This window comes from Vibrio sp. sp1 (genome assembly GCF_016920955.1).
GTDB classification, from domain to species: Bacteria; Pseudomonadota; Gammaproteobacteria; order Enterobacterales; family Vibrionaceae; genus Vibrio; species Vibrio alginolyticus.
On record NZ_CP060589.1, the window covers coordinates 736774 to 757361 of the forward strand.

General features: G+C 45.4%; 14 protein-coding genes. 12 read left to right on the forward strand and 2 right to left on the reverse strand.

The features are described from left to right. Positions 1–2 precede the first annotated feature (2 nt). On the reverse strand, positions 3–1118 hold the full coding sequence (locus tag H9L11_RS03440) for an efflux RND transporter periplasmic adaptor subunit (RefSeq protein ID WP_005380030.1): 1116 nt from the start codon (positions 1116–1118) through the stop codon (positions 3–5). Positions 1119–1223: 105 nt separating this feature from the next. Beyond that, on the reverse strand, positions 1224–1565 hold the full coding sequence (gene erpA, locus H9L11_RS03445) for an iron-sulfur cluster insertion protein ErpA (RefSeq protein ID WP_005380031.1): 342 nt from the start codon (positions 1563–1565) through the stop codon (positions 1224–1226). 246 nt (positions 1566–1811) lie between these two features. On the opposite strand from erpA, the gene hemL reads away from it, so the two are divergent. The 12 genes from hemL (at position 1812) to H9L11_RS03505 (ending at position 20555) form a co-directional block, all read left to right on the forward strand. Further along, positions 1812–3107 carry a glutamate-1-semialdehyde 2,1-aminomutase gene (hemL, locus tag H9L11_RS03450; RefSeq protein ID WP_005380032.1) on the forward strand — a complete coding sequence of 432 codons (1296 nt, stop codon included), beginning with the start codon at positions 1812–1814 and terminating at the stop codon, positions 3105–3107. Between the two features lie 345 nt (positions 3108–3452). Further along, positions 3453–4538 (forward strand): AI-2E family transporter, encoded by a 1086-nt coding sequence (locus H9L11_RS03455; protein WP_005386541.1) that lies wholly within the window; start codon positions 3453–3455, stop codon positions 4536–4538. Between the two features lie 76 nt (positions 4539–4614). Beyond that, entirely contained in the window at positions 4615–5640 is a 1026-nt protein-coding gene (gene rsmC / locus H9L11_RS03460) for a 16S rRNA (guanine(1207)-N(2))-methyltransferase RsmC (protein ID WP_158159762.1), read from the forward strand. Between the two features lie 225 nt (positions 5641–5865). Further along, complete coding sequence (locus H9L11_RS03465) at positions 5866–9252, forward strand: response regulator (RefSeq protein WP_170893987.1); 3387 nt, start codon at positions 5866–5868, stop codon at positions 9250–9252. A gap of 782 nt (positions 9253–10034) precedes the next feature. Then, the gene (locus H9L11_RS03470; protein ID WP_005380037.1) at positions 10035–11717 is read left to right on the forward strand and encodes an ABC transporter substrate-binding protein; all 1683 of its coding nucleotides are present in this window, start codon (positions 10035–10037) and stop codon (positions 11715–11717) included. A gap of 170 nt (positions 11718–11887) precedes the next feature. Continuing rightward, positions 11888–12874 (forward strand): ABC transporter permease, encoded by a 987-nt coding sequence (locus H9L11_RS03475; protein WP_005380038.1) that lies wholly within the window; start codon positions 11888–11890, stop codon positions 12872–12874. 2 nt (positions 12875–12876) lie between these two features. Further along, on the forward strand, positions 12877–13902 hold the full coding sequence (locus H9L11_RS03480; RefSeq protein ID WP_047102642.1) for an ABC transporter permease: 1026 nt from the start codon (positions 12877–12879) through the stop codon (positions 13900–13902). A gap of 2 nt (positions 13903–13904) precedes the next feature. After that, complete coding sequence (locus H9L11_RS03485; RefSeq protein WP_005380040.1) at positions 13905–14888, forward strand: ABC transporter ATP-binding protein; 984 nt, start codon at positions 13905–13907, stop codon at positions 14886–14888. A gap of 47 nt (positions 14889–14935) precedes the next feature. Continuing rightward, positions 14936–15931: an ABC transporter ATP-binding protein gene (locus H9L11_RS03490; protein WP_005380041.1), complete on the forward strand. Its 996-nt coding sequence runs from the start codon at positions 14936–14938 to the stop codon at positions 15929–15931. A gap of 63 nt (positions 15932–15994) precedes the next feature. Beyond that, on the forward strand, positions 15995–17734 hold the full coding sequence (locus H9L11_RS03495) for a glycoside hydrolase family 9 protein (protein ID WP_017635902.1): 1740 nt from the start codon (positions 15995–15997) through the stop codon (positions 17732–17734). Positions 17735–17736: 2 nt separating this feature from the next. Next, positions 17737–18627, forward strand: a complete 891-nt coding sequence (locus H9L11_RS03500; RefSeq protein ID WP_205390993.1) for an N-acetylglucosamine kinase — start codon at positions 17737–17739, stop codon at positions 18625–18627. A gap of 8 nt (positions 18628–18635) precedes the next feature. Next, positions 18636–20555 carry a family 20 glycosylhydrolase gene (locus tag H9L11_RS03505; protein ID WP_205390994.1) on the forward strand — a complete coding sequence of 640 codons (1920 nt, stop codon included), beginning with the start codon at positions 18636–18638 and terminating at the stop codon, positions 20553–20555. The last annotated feature ends 33 nt before the right edge of the window (positions 20556–20588 follow it).

Genomic DNA, 20588 nt, shown 5'->3' on the forward strand with positions numbered 1-20588 from the left:
CCTTACTGCTCATTAGCCGCTTCAATAACTACGTCATCAACTTTATTGGCCAGTACTTGATCACCATCTCGCACAAAACCTTGTCCCAGCACGATAATGTCTACACGCTCTCCTAACCCAGAGAGCCACACACCATCATCCTCGGCCTTAACGAGTTGAATTGGAACAAACTCAACATGCTCATTACGCAGTGTCTTGACACCTAAGTTACCTTCTTCATCTAGTGCTAACATGGCAGCCGTAATCTTTACTGCCAACACTTCACTCAACGGCAGCTGTACTTCTGCGCTCATACCGGCAGGAATTCTTGCGTCTTGATTATCAATTTCGATTTCAATTGGAAATGTATTAGTAGAAGCAGAAGAAACACGTCCAATGTAGCGCACACGACCTTGATGATGCTGTTGGTTAATGGTTCTTACGTCGGCTTCTAGGCCTTCCTTAAGGTATTGTATATGCCGTTCACTGACATCGGCTTCAATCACTAAAGTATCCAAATCAATGACCGTCGCAATAGGGTCGCCAATCCCGACAAAATCACCTAACTCAACAAAGTGGTGATCTACGATGCCATCAAATGGCGCTTTAACTTCAGTATTTCTTAAAGCCGTTTGCACGTTACTCAAATTCGCACGTGCATCTACCAACGCTGCTTGCGCTGTCGCAAATGCAACCTCACCTTGCAGTCCTCGACTTTTTAGCGATTTAGCTGCATTAAACTCTTTTTCTTTAACCAACAGCATCGCCTGGGCTCGTTTAAGTTGAATGCCAAGGTCGCGCTTATCGATGTTTGCGATCACTTGTCCCTGTTTGACCGCTTGGCCTTTCTTTATGTTAAGACTGACTATTTTACCGGCAACTTCAGCGCCAAGACGCGCTTGACGATTGGGCGCTGTTCGTCCATACAATTCAATGGTTTTACTAGTAGGTTCGGCAAGAAAAGTATCAAACATCACCTTTGCAAGTGGTGTCGTGTTCGTGGATGTTGAAGAGTTAGGATGATCATCTTGTGCTTTGAGTTGGCCGATGGTTAGCCATGCAACAAGAAGTAAGACGAGGATAAGAGATACTAGCCAAGGGCGCTCGACAATTCGGCGTCCAAAAGAAAGTCCAGACATATAAAGTCCTTTTTATTATTTCTCTGCATATCTGCGAGCGTGCGCTTTACGTGACATCCTTCTACATAAAGCACAGGCAGCCATTAGCTGCCTGTTAGGTGTTAATTACACACTGAACGATGCACCACAACCACATGTTGTCGTTGCATTTGGATTATTTACGAAGAAGCGCGCTCCTTCCAACCCTTCTGTGTAGTCAACAATACCGCCAACGAGATATTGCAGACTCATAGGGTCTACAACCAGTGTTACACCACTGTTTACGATTGTCGTATCGCCTTCGTTTACATTTTCATCAAAAGTAAAGCCGTATTGGAAGCCGCTGCAGCCGCCGCCAGTAATGTATACGCGCAGTTTCAATGCTGGGTTTTCTTCTTCAGCAATCAATGCTTTAACGCGAGATGCTGCTGCGTCAGAAAAAGATAATGGTACGTTTACTTCGCTCACGAAGACCTCTCTCACTCGTGTAATGCGTCAAGCCTGAAGCAAGACGTCAAATTTGTGCTAATTGAGACGATTATCCAATACCTGACAAACTCGTTCAAGTATTCGCCGCCGATTCTTTATAACAGATGCGGATATATAAGATTACACTGCGAAACAACACATAAATTAAGCAAAACGTTTCTAACTTGATTATAGCTAGGTACAATGCGCTCCACTTGGTCCGAGCAATCAAAAGAGGATAACCCCATGACCAAATCATCAGAGCTGTATCAAAAAGCTCAGCAAACCATCCCTGGCGGTGTCAATTCACCAGTTCGTGCATTCAACGGCGTTGGCGGCTCTCCGCTATTTATCGAACGAGCAGACGGTCCACTGATTTTTGATGCCGATGGTAAAGCGTATATTGATTACGTTGGCTCTTGGGGTCCAATGATTCTTGGCCACAACCACGCGGTTATCCGCGAGGCAGTAATTGATGCAGCGCAACGCGGTCTTAGCTTCGGTGCGCCAACAGAACTTGAAATCGCGATGGCAGAATTAGTTTCTGAGCTTGTTCCATCAATGGAGCAAATCCGCATGGTAAGTTCTGGTACTGAAGCTACGATGAGCGCGATTCGCCTTGCACGTGGCTTCACCGGTCGCGACAAGATCATGAAATTTGAAGGTTGTTACCACGGCCATGCTGACAGCTTGCTAGTAAAAGCAGGTTCTGGTGCACTAACACTAGGTCAACCAAGCTCTCCTGGCGTTCCTGCAGATTTTGCTAAGCACACGCTAACAGCAACATTCAACGACCTAGATTCTGTACGCGAGCTATTTGCTGCTAACAAAGGCGAAATTGCTTGTATCATCGTTGAGCCAGTAGCTGGCAACATGAACTGTATTCCACCAGTGGAAGGCTTCCACGAAGGGCTACGTGAAATCTGTGATCAAGAGGGCGCGCTACTAATTTTTGATGAAGTAATGACAGGCTTCCGTGTTGCTCTAGGCGGCGCGCAAGCACACTACAACATCAAACCCGACCTAACGACACTGGGTAAAGTGATTGGTGGCGGTATGCCAGTAGGTGCTTTCGGTGGCCGTAAAGAAGTGATGCAATACGTTGCACCTACAGGCCCAGTTTACCAAGCTGGTACCCTTTCCGGTAACCCTGTCGCAATGGCAGCAGGCTACGCATGTTTGAACCTTCTAAAAGAAGAAGGCAACGAAAAGCGCCTAGCTTCTAAAACGAAACAACTTGCTGAAGGTTTTAAGTCTCTAGCAGAAAAACACGGTATTCCGCTAGTTGTTAACCAAGTGGGCGGTATGTTCGGCTTCTTCTTCACTGACCAAGAAAAAGTAACTTGCTACGAAGACGTAACGAAGTGCGATGTAGAACGCTTCAAGCGTTTCTTCCACTTAATGCTAAAACACGGTGTCTACCTTGCGCCATCTGCGTTTGAAGCGAGCTTTACTTCACTCGCTCATGGTTCAAAAGAGATTGATGCCACACTAGAAGCGGCTGACCGCTGTTTTGCTGTTCTTGCAGAAGAAGCGAAATAATCGCTAAAAACGGCGATAACGCATTTAGAAAAGGACCGTAACGGTCCTTTTTTATTGCCAATTCAAAATAACCAATATCGCTAATACCCCAACGACAATGCCAAACCACGGTATTCGCTTAGCTTTTTTCTCGGTTTGACACTTTTTATCACCGTTGCAACAACCCATAGCTCATCTCTTGATTGATAACCGACTGATTTGTAGTCATTATAGCAAGGTACATCGCCCTGCTCTAATTCGGCATTGTCATAAGCTTGAAAGAGTTAAGAGTGCAAAGTAATAAAGGTTACACGCCATCATTGAAGGCATAAACCGTAAACGTCACCTGTAAGTTGGACTAATACCATGCCAAATAATGTAAAAATAACGTCGAGTCACCGAGTACTAATGGTTGCTTTACTCGCCGCTGCTTTTGCTTGCTACTTATTGGTTGAGCCATATATCAATTCCATTGTGATGGCTTTTATCATTTCTTTGCTCATGTTTCCGATACACGAATGGTTTGAGCAGAAAATTCCCAAGCACCCCAATATGGCGGCACTGCTGTCATGTGTCGTCTTGACGTTTATTATTGTTATCCCGCTTTTATTTGTGTTTGCCGCCATTGTTCAGCAAGGCTCTGTTTTCTCACAAAATACATATAATTGGGTTACCAATGGTGGTATCCAAGATATATTCCAACATCCTTTCGTTATCAAAGGCTTAGCGATTGTTAATGAGTACTTACCTTTTGATAAAATCGAGCCCAAAGCCATCGCTGAGAAAATTGGGCAATTTGCCACATCGTTTGGCTCTAACTTAGTTGCTATTAGCGCAAAGATTTTAGGAGACGCAACCAACTTCCTAATGAACTTCTTCCTAATGCTGTTTGTGTTGTTTTTTCTGCTTCGTGACCACGACAAAATTATCTCTGCGATTCGTCATATTCTGCCACTTTCACGTAGCCAAGAAGACCGAATATTGACAGAGATAGAGCAAGTTTCTAAATCAGCCGTAATGGGCTCATTCATGACGGCGATTGCTCAAGGTTTGGCTGGCGGCATCGGTATGTGGCTCGCCGGCTTCCCTGGGCTATTTTGGGGAACGATGATGGGCTTTGCATCATTCATTCCAGTGGTAGGAACCGCGCTAATCTGGATTCCTGCAGCAGCGTACTTGTTCTTAACAGGCGATATGACTTGGGCTATCTTTTTGACGGTGTGGAGTGTAGTTGTCGTTGGCTCTATAGATAACCTATTGCGCCCGTTGCTAATGCAAGGCAGCGCCGGCATGAATACCCTTATGATTTTCTTCTCATTACTGGGTGGTCTGCATCTGTTTGGTTTGATTGGTCTTATCTACGGCCCACTTATTTTTGCCGTGACCATGGTACTGTTTAATATCTACGAGGAAGAATTCAAAGACTTCCTTAACCAACAAGACAACAGCTAGTCACCGCTTAATCACTTCAAGCTTGGGGCAGATTGTGCGAAAATCTGCCCCAAATTATTTCTGATGAACCAAATTTATGTCTGCTTATATCGCTCCTAGCCAAATAGCTCAGCGCCAACTTGAATACTTCAACGGAAAACACGTTTTAGTCGCTGGTGAAGTTGAAGACCTATTTCCTCTTGAGTTAGTAGCTCATTGTGAGTCTGTTGAAGTGTTTACTTCCAACTATAGCTACTACCGCCAAATTCAAACCTCTGACAAAGTGAAAAGTCATTTTGGCTCTGTGTTTGATGTTGAAACAAAAGCAGACATGGTCCTTTTATACTGGCCAAAAGCAAAAGCCGAAGCAGAATACTTGCTGGCGATGTTGATGGCGAAACTGGGCATTAACACCGAAATCGTCATCGTTGGTGAAAACCGCTCCGGCATCAAGAGCATCGAGAAGATGTTCCAAGAATACGGCCCTGTGAACAAGTACGACTCTGCTCGTCGCTGCTCATTTTACTGGGGTAATTGCCTCAATGAACCAAAACCTTTCAACCAAGCAGATTGGTTTAAGTCTTACACTGTTACACTCGGTGAGCAGTCGCTAGCGGTTAAGAGCCTACCTGGCGTATTCAGCCATGGCGAGTTCGACTTAGGTAGCCGATTGCTGCTTGAAACCTTACCTAAGCTGTCGGGCAAAGTGCTCGACTTTGGTTGTGGTGCAGGTGTGCTCGGTGCGTTTATGGCGAAAGCGAATCCAGAGATCGCGATTGAGATGTGTGACATTAATGCTTATGCGATCACTTCTAGCCAAGCCACATTAGAAGCGAATGGTTTATCCGGACGCGTATTTGCATCAGATATATACTCGGATACCGCAAAAGACTACCGCTTTATCGTCAGCAACCCGCCATTCCACAGTGGTTTAGACACAAATTACAACGCAGCGGAAACCTTGTTGGGCCAGGCACCACAATATCTAATCAAAGACGGTGAAATGGTGATTGTCGCGAATAGCTTCTTAAAATACCCACCAATTATCGAGCGGGCGTTTAATAATTGCGAGACGCTAAATAAGACCAATAAATTTTCTATCTACTACGCGAAAAAATCATAACTTCCCCCGCGCAGGCACAAACCTGCGCGATTTTTTCTCATAAATTCAACACTCATAAGAAAAACTGCGTCACCCTGCACGCTTTACAACTAACTTTCTTGTCAAAGAAAAAAAACTCGTTAATTTTGTTAATTCTATCTAGTTGAACATCTTATCCGTTTTTAACGAGAACCTCGGCAGCGAAGTATGTTTTAGAACTGCCCATTATGAGTTGTAATCTTATCCATGTTTAAATTCTACAAAAAACAGAAATTTAAGCGCCTTCAGAGTACACTGATGACCGCATTTCTGGTGCTCAGTATCACACCTCTTACCATTACTGCGATCTTTTTCTTGCAGTCCCACAGTAAAGATCTGCAAGAACAAAGCACCTCGCACTTACTGTCTGTTCGAGATACAAAACAGCAGCAAATCATCGACTACTTTGAGGCACGAGAAACCGAAGTCATGGGCTTTGTGCGCTCAGAGTTGGCTTACGCCAGTGGTGGCCGATTCTACGGTCTCGTCAATGCTTTTAGTCGTTTAGGCAATGATATTGAAGAGTCTCGTAAAAACGCCCAACAGCGCTACATCGAGGGCAGCGGAGACCAAATCAAAACCTCAACGTTACCCGAGTCATCCAACTATGTAGGAAGTGAACGTTACCGGCTTTTGCATAAACGCTATCATTGGGCCTACTTGGAGCTCCTCAAGCGCTCTGATTTTAATGACATTTTGCTGGTCGACATCAATGGTAACGTCACCTACTCGATCAACAAAGACGATAACTACGGAACGAACTTGTTATCAGGCCCCTACAAAGACTCGGCACTTGGCAAAACTTTCAAGCGTCTCGCCGATGATGTGACTGAACGTCGAAAAGTAAACGAAGACTACACTCCTGTGATTGTGTCTGACTTCGAGCTGGAAGGGGGTAAATCAGTCGCTTGGCTAGGTGCACCAATTGTTCAGCAAGGTTATCTACACAGCTATGCCATGTTCCGCTTGCCAAATAATGGCATCACTAAGTTAGCCGCAGACGCTAATCGAGAGTCATCCATTAACACCCTGCTGGTTGGAAATGATCACCAACCTCGCACAATTAACACGAAACAAGACGACATTAAGAACAGTTTAGAAGTGATCGATAAAGCACTCTCTGGTGCGTTTGGTGTCGGCACTTACACGAACGGCTTAGGTGAAGAAATCATCGCGGCTTATGCACCGATTGAAACTCGTGGTGTGATTTGGGCGCTCGTCGTACAGTTACCAGAAAACGAAGCTTTCGCTCGTATCCATCAACTCGAAAAACTATTCGTTATCGCTATGTTGATCGCCATTATCCTTGTGGTGATAGCTTCTCACTATTTATCAAACTTTATCACTTCTCCGTTGCTGAAATTGACTTGGGTTGCCGAAAAGGTCTCTGCAGGGGATCTTGATGACACGTCTTTTAATACGGTTCGTAAAGATGAAATTGGTCGGCTTGCGTTAAGCTTTGAACGAATGCAACGCTCTATTCGAGAGAAGATTCAAACCATTAAGAAGCAAAATGAAGAACTAGAAAGCAGCATACAGATCATTCAAAAACAGAATGAAGAACTGCAATTGGCCGATAAATTAAAAGATGAATTCTTAGCCACGACTTCTCATGAACTTCGTACACCGTTACACGGCATGGTCGGGATTGCTGAAACCTTAGCGTCCGGCGCCAATGGTGCGATCCCCGCTAGCCAGAAATATCAGCTTGATATCATCATTAAAAGTGGTCAGCGTCTCGCTAATCTAGTCGATGACTTGTTGGATTATCATAAAATGCGTTATGGAAGCATGGATATCCAGAAATCAGCAGTGAGTTTGGGCAGTGCAACACGATTGGTTTTAGAGCTTTCTAGCCATTTACTCGGAAGTAAAACCATCCGCATCATCAACCAAGTCCCAGCGGATTTAAAAGCAGTGTCAGCTGACCCGCAACGCCTTGAACAAGTGCTATATAACCTGATTGGCAATGCGATTAAATACACCTCAGAAGGTAAAATTGTTATCTCCGCTAATGTGGTAGATGATCATGTACGCGTACAAGTCGTGGATACTGGACAAGGAATTCCCGCAGAACAACTTGAACATATTTTTGAACCACTTATCCAAGCAGGGCAAGACGCGAGCCGTTATCGTCAAGGTGCAGGGCTTGGGCTCTCCATTAGCCGTCAATTGATCGAATTAATGGGAGGCTCGTTATACGTCAGTAGCCAACCAATGGTCGGAACTACCTTCAGTTTCACTTTACCGCTCGCCAGTGAAGAAGAAATCCAAGCAACCCAGACTCTAGCTGCGCACGGACACTTCCAAATCCCTGAAGTTAATGTAGAGAACCGCGAAGACTTATCACTTCCAGAGAACCCAGACGGCCCGTTACTGTATGTTGCTGACGATGAACCAGTAAACTTACGCGTGCTTGAAAGCTTTTTACGTTTAGAGGGCTATCGTGTGCGTACCGTCTCCGATGGGCCAGAAACGTTAGCGCTCGTCGAGCAAGAGAAGCCGGAACTTCTGTTATTGGATATCATGATGCCAGGCATGAGCGGCTACCAAGTTTGTAGTGAACTACGTGAAACCTATGATCATGCCGAGTTGCCAATCATTATGCTCACCGCACTCAGTCAAACAGAAGATCGTGTAAGAGGTTTTGAAGCAGGAGCCAACGACTATTTATCGAAACCATTTAATAAACAAGAGTTGGCGGCACGTATCCAAGCGCATTTAACGGCAAGTAAAGCAGAAATGCGCCATATGGAAAACAAAGTGCTAGAGTCTGAACTTAGACAGCGAGCAGTCGTTGAAGCAAGCTTACTTGAGACTCAAGGTCGTTTGTTGGAACAGCTAGAATCGGCTCCTGAAGCTATCATCTGTCTACGTGAAGACAAGCGTATTCGCTTTGCTAACGAAGCTGCTTGTAAGCTATTCAAGCGCAGCTTAGAACAGCTAAAGCGCTCATCTGCTGATGAGCTGATTGCCCCTAAATATCTAACCGTCAAACAACCTCATTACTGTGGCAAGATTGATATCTATATTGAAGATATTCGTCAGAACATCGAAGCAGACATTCTTAAGCTCCCTGAAGGTTCAGGGTTAGATATCATGTACATCTTTAATGTCGGCGGTGGAGCCAGTGCCGCTCGCATACATAATCTAGAAACCGCCGTAGAAGTGCTTTCAAGTTATGCATTTGATGGTGACAAAGACCAATTGCAAAAGCTAAAAGAGCTTGGCGGAGAATTTACGCGCCTTGCAGACAAAGCACTCGGTAATAAAAAGGACAAGCAAGAACTTATGCGGGAAGTTCTAGTCGACGCAATGACACATGCTTTAGAGTATTGGGAATCTGTAACGGGTGAAAGTAAATTCGCATTTGCAGAGCAAAGTGGCTTGTGGCGCGTTTATCTAGACCGAAGTACTTTACAAACACGCACCTTAGATAAATACATGCGTATAGAAACATTACCCAAAACACCACGTTGGAGAACGGTGCTAAGCTCGATAGAGTTCATTCTCGAACACTGCAAAGAACAGAGCCCCGAGAGAGCATACATAGAAGCACAACGAGATAAACTACAGCGACTATTGACCAGCTAATATTTATCAAAAAAACTAGCCCAGCGTGCATGCTGGGCTTTTTTGTTATTCGAGTATTCCCTTCCTAGAGATAAAAGAGACCGCCTCTTCCTACCCCATTACCATATTTCCAATAACGAACATTCGGTTAGACAACGCTATCTATTGTTGGTCTTCAAAACGTACGACCTTATCCATTTAACTTGTCTTAACTAGGTAAGTTCGAGCAACCGAAAAAACTTCATTCATATAATAAAAAAAGGACAACAAACGGAAGAAAACTGTCGATAAAAAAGGCCATTTTTCAGATAACAAGCGGATTTTGACGAACTATTGATAGAGATTGCGAACTTAATCACAACAGAACGGCAGATTAATTTTTAGCTGATTAATTAACACCATTTCTGCATGTGAGCGAGATCTCCGAACCTAGAAAACAAGCAGGAAACGTATATTTAAAAAGGACCAGCAGGTTAGTAATCACCAACACTTATTATTAACAAGGATATAAACTGCGACGCATATCAACGTTTATTTTTTGGCCCAATGCTGGTTAAAATTAGCCAAAATAACGTTTATAACGGAGAGCTCAGAGATTTTAACGTTTTTAACGGGAATCAAGTTTGATTATTTTATGGATAAGGTGTTTTCTTACTCCTACCTAAGGCCTACAGGCCACTCTTGGCGAAACTCAATGTTGTAATGAGTAAGGCATGTACAAGAGGTAGGTCTTAGAGAGTGTTTATCAATTGATGACATTCAATTCCATTTAGTGAAATGAAAGCAAATAGTAAGGAACAGCTATGCTTGCCAATATTAAAAAAACAGCACTAGCAACAGCAATTATTGCAACGGCTACTACAGGTTTTGCATCGGTAGCTACTGCGGCTGAACGCAGTGAACTGACTATCCACCCTAAAGAGTTTACAACTTTCGTTCGTAACTTTAACCCTTTCTTGGGTGCAACTAACCTGCACACAACAACCGACTTTATTTACGAGCCGCTCGTTGTTTTTAACGAAATGCACGGTAACACGCCTGTATTTCGTCTAGCAGAAAACTTTACCATGGCTGATGACCTGATGAGCGTAACCTTCGATATCCGTAAGGGCGTAAAATGGTCTGATGGCAAAGCGTTTACCGCTGATGATGTTGTTTATTCTTTCAACCTAGTTAAAGAGAAGCCAGAGCTAGACCAATCTGGTATCAACTCTTGGGTGACTGGCGTAGAAAAAGTTAACGACTACCAAGTTAAATTCCGTCTAAGCGAAGCAAACTCAAACGTTCCTTACGAAATTGCGAAAGTACCAGTCGTACCTAAGCACGTATGGAGCAAAGTAAAAGATCCAGCAACATTCACAAACGAAAATCCAGTAGGCAGTGGTCCATTTACTGAAATCGACACTTTCACACCGCAGCTATATATCCAGTGTGAGAACCCGAATTATTGGGATGCTGACAACCTAGATGTAGATTGTCTGCGTGTGCCACAAATCGCGAACAACGACCAATTCTTGGGCAAAATCGTTAACGGCGAAATGGACTGGACGTCTTCATTCGTACCAGACATCGACCGTACGTACGCTGCAGCAAGTCCGAATCACCACTACTGGTACCCACCAGCGGGTACTCAAGCATTTGTAGTGAACTTCAAAAACCCAGACGCTGCGAAAAACGAAGCACTAACTAACGTTGACTTCCGTCGTGCGTTCTCTATGGCGCTAGACCGTCAAACTATCATTGATATCGCTTTCTACGGCGGCGGTACAGTGAACGACTTCGCATCTGGCCTTGGCTACGCATTCGAAGCTTGGTCTGATGAAGAGACGCACAACAAGTACAAAGGCTACAACACATACAACGCGGAAGGTGCGAAAAAGCTTCTAGCTAAAGCTGGCTTCAAAGATGTAAACAAAGATGGCTTTGTGGATACACCATCTGGCAAGTCTTTCGAGCTTCTAATTCAATCACCAAACGGTTGGACTGACTTCAACAACACGGTACAACTAGCCGTTGAGCAACTAGCAGAAGTGGGCATTAAAGCTCGTGCTCGTACACCGGACTTCTCGGTATACAACCAAGCTATGCTAGAAGGTACTTACGACGTTGCTTACACCAACTACTTCCACGGTGCAGATCCACACTTGTACTGGGATAGTGGCTACAACTCGAAGCTACAAGCTGGTGACGGCATGCCTCGCTTTGCAATGCACTTCTACAAGAACGATAAGCTAGACGGTCTTCTTAACAGCTTCTACAAGACAGCAGATAAACAAGAACAACTAGAGATCGCTCATGGCATTCAGAAGATCATTGCTCAGGACCAAGTAACTATTCCTGTGCTATCTGGCGCGTACATGTACCAATACAACACAACTCGCTTCACTGGTTGGTGGAACGAAGAAAACCCTAAGGGCCGTCCAAACATTTGGGCAGGTATCCCAGAGCGTCTACTTCACGTACTGGACCTAAAACCAGTTAAATAAGTAGAAGTTCATTTCAAGCGGCATACATCCCGTGTGCCGCCTATAAAAATCCCTTGTTAACGAAACCAATATGTGGCGCTCGTCGTCAGGGGATTTTTCGCTCTAAATTTCGCTAGGAGCGACCTGAAACCAGAAACAGGGAAAAAATCTGGGTGAGTAAGGTGTGAGTTATGGGTTATTTTTTAAGACGTTTGTCGTTCTATCTTGTCGCGCTCTTAGTTGCAGCGACGTTAAACTTTATTATTCCGCGAGCAATGCCTGGTGACCCAGTTACCATGATGTTTGCTAATGCTTCAGTACAGGTGACTCCAGAACGAATCGCAGCAATGAAAGAACTGCTCGGTTTCGTTGATGGGCCAATTTACATTCAGTACTTCTCGTACATTAAAAACATTCTAAGTTGGGAATTGGGCACCTCAATCCAGTTCTACCCACTTTCAGTTAATTCTTTACTAGGTAGTGCATTTGGCTGGTCACTATTTCTAGCTGGTACTGCGGTTGTACTTTCTTTCTCCATCGCTTCTGTCCTTGGTATTTTTGCCGCCTGGAAGCGCGGTAGTAAGTACGATGCATTCGTAACGCCTGGCACATTGATCATTCAAGCTATTCCACAAATGGTTATCGCAATGTTAGCGCTGTTTACCTTTGCGATTGGCCTGAAATGGTTCCCATCTGGCTATGCTTACACGCCAGGTACTATTCCTGATTGGACAAGCTGGGAGTTCATCAAGAACGTGGGTTACCACGCTGTACTACCTCTATTCTGTGCAACCATCGTTCAAATTGGTGGCTTCTTAGTTAACATGCGTAACAACATGATCAACCTTCTCGCCGAAGACTATATCACGATGGCTAAAGGTAAAGGGCTGAGTGAAAACCGCGTCGTCTTTAATTACGCCGCACGTAACGCACTACTTCCAAGTGTTACCGCACTGTCTATGTCTTTAGGTATGGCCATTGGAGGTCAATTAATCATCGAGATGATTTTCAACTACCCAGGCCTAGGTACTGTTCTATTGAACGCAATTCACGCTCGTGACTACCAAGTACTTCAAGGTCAGTTAATTATCATGACGATGTTCATGCTGTGCTTCAACTTAATGGCTGACATGCTGTACATGATTCTAGACCCTCGCCTACGTACGGGAGGCAAATAATCATGAAAGAACTATTCAAACTTATTTTAGGTAACGCATTTGCTCGCATTGGTCTTGGCATTGTTACGCTGTTCGTGTTCGTTGCGATTGCCGCTCCTTTACTTACAAAGCATGCGCCAGACAAGCGAACCGGTAACCCACACGAATACCCAAGCTTTGTTGTAAAACAGGCACAAAACAACCCTGATGGTTGGGTCGCTAAAAACCTAGCAGACGATCGTCGTACACTGCTTATGTCTAAAAAGGCCGACCACGTATTAGGTACTAGCCGAATGGGTCGCGATATCTGGTCGCAGGTGGCTTACGGTGCACGAGTATCACTGGGTGTAGGCTTTGGTGCTGGCATCATCGTGTGTTTCTTAGCAACAGTCATTGGTATATCGGCAGGTTACTTCGGCGGTAAAGTGGATGACGTATTGAGTGCCGCGATGAACATCATGTTAGTAATCCCGCAGTATCCATTGCTATTCGTGTTGGCGGCCTTTATCGGTGAAGCAGGCCCACTCACCATTGCCTTGATTATCGCTGGTACTTCTTGGGCATGGGGTGCACGTGTTGTCCGCTCTCAAACTATGGCACTACGCGAGAAAGAGTTCGTTAAAGCTGCCGAAGTATTGGGAGAGTCTTCATTCCGCATCATCTTCGTTGAGATTTTACCAAACCTTATCCCAATTGTCGGTGCGAGCTTCATTGGCTCAGTAATGTTGGCGATCAACACTGAAGCGGTCATTTCGTTCCTAGGTTTGGGTGATGCCAACACGATCAGTTGGGGCATCATGCTTTACAACGTGCAAACCTCATCAGCCATGCTGATTGGCGCATGGTGGGAAGTACTAGCACCTTGTATTGCCCTAACACTACTGGTTACTGGTCTTGCTCTGTTGAACTTTGCCGTTGACGAAATTGCGAACCCTCAACTTCGTTCTCACAAAGGCATGAAACGCTGGAAAAAACTAGCAGCAAAAGACAAGAAAGAGCGTGAGCCTGAACTGGCACCACAAAATGCACTATGGAGCGGAGATAAATAATCATGACTGCACCACTAATTTCCATCCGTAACCTATGCGTAGACTACATCACAGACGCGGGCGATGTCCGCGCCTGTAACAACGTGAGCTTCGACATTGCACCAGGTGAAGTATTCGGTCTGGCTGGTGAATCTGGCTGTGGCAAATCCACTGTTGCCTTCTCACTAATGCGCCTTCATAAGCCACCAGCGTTTATCACAGGTGGTGAGGTTATCTTCAACGGTGAAGATATCCTTCAGTACAGCGATGATCGCATGCAAGCGTTCCGCTGGAGTGAAATGTCGATGGTATTCCAGAGTGCGATGAACGCTTTGAACCCTGTTCTAACCATGGAAGAGCAGTTCTGTGACGTCATCATGCGTCATACCAATATGACTCGCGCTCAAGCAAAAACACGCGCTGAAGGTCTGCTGGAAATCGTTGATATCCACCCTAGCCGATTGAGTGATTACCCGCACCAGTTCTCTGGTGGTATGCGTCAACGTCTAGTAATCGCAATCGCTTTGGCTCTGAACCCAAAAATGATCATCATGGACGAACCGACTACCGCATTGGATGTAGTGGTTCAACGTGAAATTCTACAAAAAATTTACGCGCTTAAAGAAGAGTTTGGTTTCTCAATTCTGTTCATCACACATGACTTGTCATTGATGGTCGAGTTCTCGGATCGTATCGGCATCATGTACTCAGGTGAGTTGATTGAAGTCGCGCCTTCTAAGCAAATTCTGGAAAGTCCTTACCACCCTTACACCAAAGGTTTGGGTAGCTCTTTCCCTCCACTAACTGGACCAAAGACCAAATTGACTGGTATTCCAGGTAACCCGTTGAACTTGCTAGAAGTACCACGGGGCTGCCGCTTCCAAGCTCGTTGCGATCGCGTACATGAAGCATGTACACGTGTACCAACCCAATTACGTCAAATTGAACCAGGTCGCCTCTCAAATTGCCATTTGTACGGCGACACCATTGCTCAAGCTAAGGTTTAACAACAAAAAAACGCTAGCTAAGAACAAAAATTACACTGGAGAGAATTATGAGCAAACAATTCGGCGAACTGCTGATTGAGGGTAAAAATGTCGTTAAGGACTTCCCTTTAAACAGTAACTCAATCAAACAATCTAAGATGCGCGCAATCAACGACGTCTCTTTCAAAATGTACAAGAGCCGCGGCTTGTCAGTGGTAGGTGAATCTGGTTCAGGTAAGTCTACTACTGCAAAAATGATTGCAAAAATGTACGCACCAACCGATGGCATCATTGAATACAAAGGTCGTGATATCCAAGACATCACCTCTCGTCACGATTTAATGACCTACCGTGAAGGTGTACAAATGGTGTGGCAAGACCCGTTTGGCTCGCTAAACCCAACGCACAATATCTTCCACCATATTGCGCGCCCGCTGCTGATTCATAAGAAAGTAGCACCGGGCAACAAGAAAGAACTGGAAGAGCGTGTGTACGACCTACTTGAACAAGTTGGTCTTATTCCACCAAAAGAAACGGCGCAAAAGTTCCCGCACCAGCTATCTGGCGGTCAGCGTCAACGTGTAAACCTAGCTCGTAACATCGCAGTTGGTGCTGAAGTGGTATTGGCGGATGAGCCAACATCGATGCTCGATGTATCAATCCGTGCCGGTGTTCTGAACTTGATGGAAGAGATGAAGTTCGAGAAACAAATGTCTCTGCTTTACATCACTCACGACATCGCAACAGCGCGTTACATTGCTGAAGATCTCGCGGTCATGTACGTAGGTCACATGGTTGAATGGGGCGATACTGAAGAAATCATTCACGATCCTCAACACCCATATACGCAACTGTTGGTATCTGCGGTTCCAGATCCATCGAAGTCTATTCACGAGAAACTGAAAGGCAACAAAGGGGAAATCCCACTTTGGACACCAGAATCTGTCGGCTGTCCATTTGCTGGACGTTGTGTACACGCTACCGACAAATGTCGCGAACGACTACCGGGCGTCACTCAACTGTCCGACAACCACTTTGTCCGCTGTTACTTATTTGAAGATTAATCATAACGAGGGTCAGGTTCAGCCTGACCCATTCCTGTTTTTATCGTTTCCCGGAGACATTGAATGCTGCTACTGACTAACCACATTGGTTATGAACGTCTGGGCCCAAAGAAAGCCATTATCCAGACCGAACAACCACACTTGTCTTCTTACACTGCTCAATTGATTTGTGCCACTAGCGAGCAAACCGTGGCAACTTTTGCGGTTGAAGAACAAGGTAAAGTGGCGAACTGGCATCAGGGCTATTTCTACCTCATCGACTTTTCCTCTTTCACAACGTCAGGTGACTATTTCTTGCAAGTAGAAGATACGCGCTCTTCCTCTTTCATCGTTGGCGAACACATTCTGTTGGATCAAACTTTGTCAGATGTGATCCACTACTTCAAATCGCAACGTTGCGGCGGGATCTTCGATAAACAAGATCGACAACTTCCAGTACTAAACTCCAATAAAAAGGTTGATGTACACGGCGGCTGGTACGACGCATCAGGAGACGTTAGCAAGTATTTAAGTCACCTTTCATACGCGAATTATTTGAATCCTCAACAAACCCCAATGGTGGTTTGGAACATCCTAAAAGGGGTTTCATTGCTTGAAGGAAGCGAAGACATTGCAGCTTTCACACGTACACGTCTGATTGAAGAAGCCCTGTTCGGTGCAGACTTTCTTGTGCGTATGCAAAACGAAAAAGGCTTTTTCTACATGACGGTCTTTGACAAGTGGAGCAAAGATACTGCGCAACGCGAGATTTGCGCGTACGAAACTCAACTTGGTCACAAATTTGACGACTATCAAGCAGGCTTTCGACAAGGTGGCGGTGTCGCCATTGCAGCGCTAGCGGCAGCGTCGCGTTTAAGTGTTCACGGTGAATACGATCAACAAAAATACCGCAACGCTGCCGAAAATGGTTACTGGCACTTAAAAGAGCACAATACGCAGTACCTCAATGATGGGGAAGAAAACATTATCGACGAATACTGTGCGCTACTGGCTTGTGTAGAACTGTTTAAAGCAACCAAAGAAACTCGCTACTTGGAAGAGAGCCGTTTGTGGGCGCAACGTTTAGTTGCACGCCAAATGAGCGACGAGCAGATTCAACACTTTTGGTCAGCAAACCAAGACGGCAGCCGTCCATATTTTCACGCAGCCGAAGCTGGTCTACCAGTTATTGCCCTATGCGAATATCTATCAATTGAAGACGACTCAGCACGAGCGGAATCGGTAAAACGTATCGTCAACCTAGCGTGTGAGTTTGAGATCACAATATCGAATAAAGTGATCAACCCATTCGGTTACCCTCGCCAATATGTTAAAGGCGTAAATGAGTCAAAACGCGAGGCATTTTTTGTCGCACACAACAATGAATCCGGCTATTGGTGGCAAGGCGAGAATGCTCGACTGGGCTCACTCGCGACCATGGCGTACCTTGCTCAACCGCATATAGCGTCGCAAGAAGTACAGCAACAACTTTCTGTGTTTGCTCAAGATGCATTGAACTGGGTTGTAGGCTTAAACCCATACGACATGTGCATGCTAGATGGCCATGGTCGTAACAACCCTGATTACCTCCCTCAATATGGTTTCTTCAACGCAAAAGGTGGCGTGTGTAACGGAATCACTGGCGGCTTTGAAGACGAGGAAGACATTGCATTTAACCCACCAGCACAAAAAGAAGACGTGTTACAAAACTGGCGCTGGGGCGAACAGTGGATCCCGCATGGCGCTTGGTACTTACTCGCGATAATGAGTCAAGCTCAGCATGTTTCTCAGTTGGCGACCTCTAAAAATATGAAGGAAGAATAATCATGGGAATGTATTTTGTCGGTATCGATGGTGGCGGCACGTCATGTCGAGCCAGGATTAAAGATTCACAAGGTAATTTTCTTGGCGAGGCCAAAAGCGGCAGTGCCAACATCATGCTAGGTGCTGAAATAGCAATGGCTTCGATTCTTGAATCCATCACTTCGGCTACCGAGCAAGGCGGTCTGACACAACAAGATTTCGCGTCGATGCACGTCGGCTTAGCCCTTGCTGGCGCAGAGCACAAAGCATCTTGGCAAGCCTTCATGTCTCTTCCTCATCCATTTGCCAGTATGACTCTGAATACCGATGCTTACGGTGCGTGCGTTGGTGCGCACAATGGCGAAGATGGCGCAATCATGATTGCGGGAACCGGTTCTTGTGGCATCTACCTTAACGGATTGGAGCAACATGTTGTCGGTGGTCGTGAGTTCCCTATTTCGGATCAAGGTGGCGGCGCAGTGATGGGGCTACGCCTAGTTCAGCAAGTTTTGTTAGCTGAAGATGGCATCAGAGAAAAAACGCCCCTAGCACAACACGTTATGACGCATTTCGAAAATGAGGTCGACAACGTGGTGGCGTGGTCAAAACAGGCGCTTCCTCGTGATTATGGGCAGTTTTCTCCGGCTATTTTCCAACATGCGGAACAAGGCGATGCACTTGCCATTGAAATGCTGAAGCAAACCGCAGCGGATATAGAAATGTTTCTCGTGGCATTAAACAAGCGCGGCGCAACACGTATTTGTTTAATGGGTAGCATTGCTGAACGCATTTTACGTTGGCTCTCACCACCAGTTCAGCAATGGATTGTTGAGCCACAGTTTGACGCGATTGAAGGCGCAATTATGTTTGCTGGCAAACCAGAACATAACCTTTACTCGCTCAGTGCGGCGTAGGAGTAGATATGGAATATCGTGTTGATCTCGTGGTCCTTTCTGAGCAGAAACAAAACTGCCGCTTTGGCCTCACCTTTCATAACTTGAGCGACCAAGACCTAAACAGCTGGAGCTTAACTTTCGCTTTCGATCGTTACATTCTTCCAGACAGCGTTTCAAATGGTCAACTGACTCAAATTGGTAGTTTTTGCACACTTAAGCCAGAAGGGGTGGTACTGGCTGCCAACCATCACTATTACTGTGAATTCAGTATTGGTTCGAACCCATTCCGTTATTACTCGGATGGCTTTAACGAAGCGATGATCAACTTTGTCGTTGATGGAAACCCACAGCGCGCACAAGTGGATGTCACGCCTATCGTATTAGCTTCACCATACCGTGAACGCAGTGAGATTCCTGCAAGTTTAACCCATGCACAGCCCTTGCTGCCAAAACCAAACCATATTGAGGTCAGCGATCACTATTTTAGCTTTGATCATCATGCTGGCGTCGCGGTTTATTCAAGCCTGGCCAATTCAGCTAAAGAATGGCTACTTGATGAGCTTAAGCGCATTCACCAATTTGAGTTCGCATCAGACAATGGCAGTCAGATCATCTTCAAAGGCAACCCAACCTTGGATGAAGGCGCTTACAAACTGAAAGTAGCCGAAGAGTCAATCAAAATTGAAGCAGGATCTTCGTCTGGTTTTACCCATGCTTGTGCAACGTTATTACAACTAATCAAAGTTGGCGATCAACCTAACTCAATGGAAGTAGTTTGCTGTTCAATCAAAGACAGGCCACGTTTTCGTTACCGCGGTATGATGCTGGATTGTGCTCGTCATTTTCACTCCGTTGAGCAAGTCAAACGCTTGATCAACCAACTGGCTCATTACAAGTTCAATACGTTCCATTGGCATCTTACCGACGATGAGGGTTGGCGAATTGAAATCAAATCACTGCCTCAACTGACCGATATTAGTGCTTGGCGCGGATTGGATGAGATCAATGAACCACAGTACACGCACTTTGATGAACGTTACGGCGGCTTCTACACACAAGAAGACATCAAAGACGTTATCGAATTTGCATCGCAACGCGGCATCACCATCATTCCTGAAATTGATGTACCTGGTCATTGCCGAGCCGCCATCAAGTCGTTACCACACCTATTGGTAGAAGCGGAAGATACCACCGAATACCGCAGTATTCAGCATTACAACGACAACGTCATTAACCCTGCTCTGCCGGGGAGTTATGAATTTATCGACAAAGTGCTAGAAGAAGTCTCTGCACTTTTTCCTGCGCCTTACGTTCATATTGGTGCCGACGAAGTACCTAACGGCGTATGGTCAAAAAGCCCAGCATGCCAAGCACTAATGGAACAACTGGGTTACAGCGACTACAAAGATTTGCAAGGACACTTCTTGCGTTATGCCGAAGACAAACTTCGTAAATTGGGCAAACGCATGCTGGGCTGGGAAGAAGCTCAACACGGCGACAAAGTCAGTAAAGATACGGTGATCTACTCATGGCTAAGCGAAGAAGCGGCCTTGAACTGTGCTCGCCAAGGCTTTGATGTGGTGCTGCAACCAGCACAAACCACTTACCTAGATATGACCCAAGACTACGCACCTGAAGAACCGGGCGTGGACTGGGCAAACCCACTGCCACTAGAAAAAGCTTACAACTACGAGCCGCTCGCTGAAGTGCCTGCTGACGACCCAATACGTAAGCGCATTTGGGGCATTCAAACAGCATTATGGTGCGAAATTATCAATAACCAACCTCGCATGGACTACATGATCTTCCCTCGCTTAACTGCAATGGCAGAAGCATGTTGGACAGACAAACAACACCGAGATTGGACCGACTATTTATCACGCTTGAAAGGCCATCTACCTCTGCTTGATTTGCAGGGAGTGAATTACCGTAAACCGTGGAAGTAATACAAAACTGATGTCGAAACATCACGCTTGAAG

Coding starts and splice junctions, on each gene's coding strand:
- H9L11_RS03465 (WP_170893987.1), top strand. CDS start 5,866: ATGTTTAAATTCTACAAAAAACAGAAATTTAAGCGCCTTCAGAGTACA.
- H9L11_RS03470 (WP_005380037.1), top strand. CDS start 10,035: ATGCTTGCCAATATTAAAAAAACAGCACTAGCAACAGCAATTATTGCA.
- H9L11_RS03500 (WP_205390993.1), top strand. CDS start 17,737: ATGGGAATGTATTTTGTCGGTATCGATGGTGGCGGCACGTCATGTCGA.
- H9L11_RS03485 (WP_005380040.1), top strand. CDS start 13,905: ATGACTGCACCACTAATTTCCATCCGTAACCTATGCGTAGACTACATC.
- H9L11_RS03495 (WP_017635902.1), top strand. CDS start 15,995: ATGCTGCTACTGACTAACCACATTGGTTATGAACGTCTGGGCCCAAAG.
- H9L11_RS03480 (WP_047102642.1), top strand. CDS start 12,877: ATGAAAGAACTATTCAAACTTATTTTAGGTAACGCATTTGCTCGCATT.
- H9L11_RS03440 (WP_005380030.1), bottom strand. CDS start 1,118: ATGTCTGGACTTTCTTTTGGACGCCGAATTGTCGAGCGCCCTTGGCTA.
- H9L11_RS03490 (WP_005380041.1), top strand. CDS start 14,936: ATGAGCAAACAATTCGGCGAACTGCTGATTGAGGGTAAAAATGTCGTT.
- H9L11_RS03475 (WP_005380038.1), top strand. CDS start 11,888: ATGGGTTATTTTTTAAGACGTTTGTCGTTCTATCTTGTCGCGCTCTTA.
- rsmC (WP_158159762.1), top strand. CDS start 4,615: ATGTCTGCTTATATCGCTCCTAGCCAAATAGCTCAGCGCCAACTTGAA.
- hemL (WP_005380032.1), top strand. CDS start 1,812: ATGACCAAATCATCAGAGCTGTATCAAAAAGCTCAGCAAACCATCCCT.
- H9L11_RS03455 (WP_005386541.1), top strand. CDS start 3,453: ATGCCAAATAATGTAAAAATAACGTCGAGTCACCGAGTACTAATGGTT.
- H9L11_RS03505 (WP_205390994.1), top strand. CDS start 18,636: ATGGAATATCGTGTTGATCTCGTGGTCCTTTCTGAGCAGAAACAAAAC.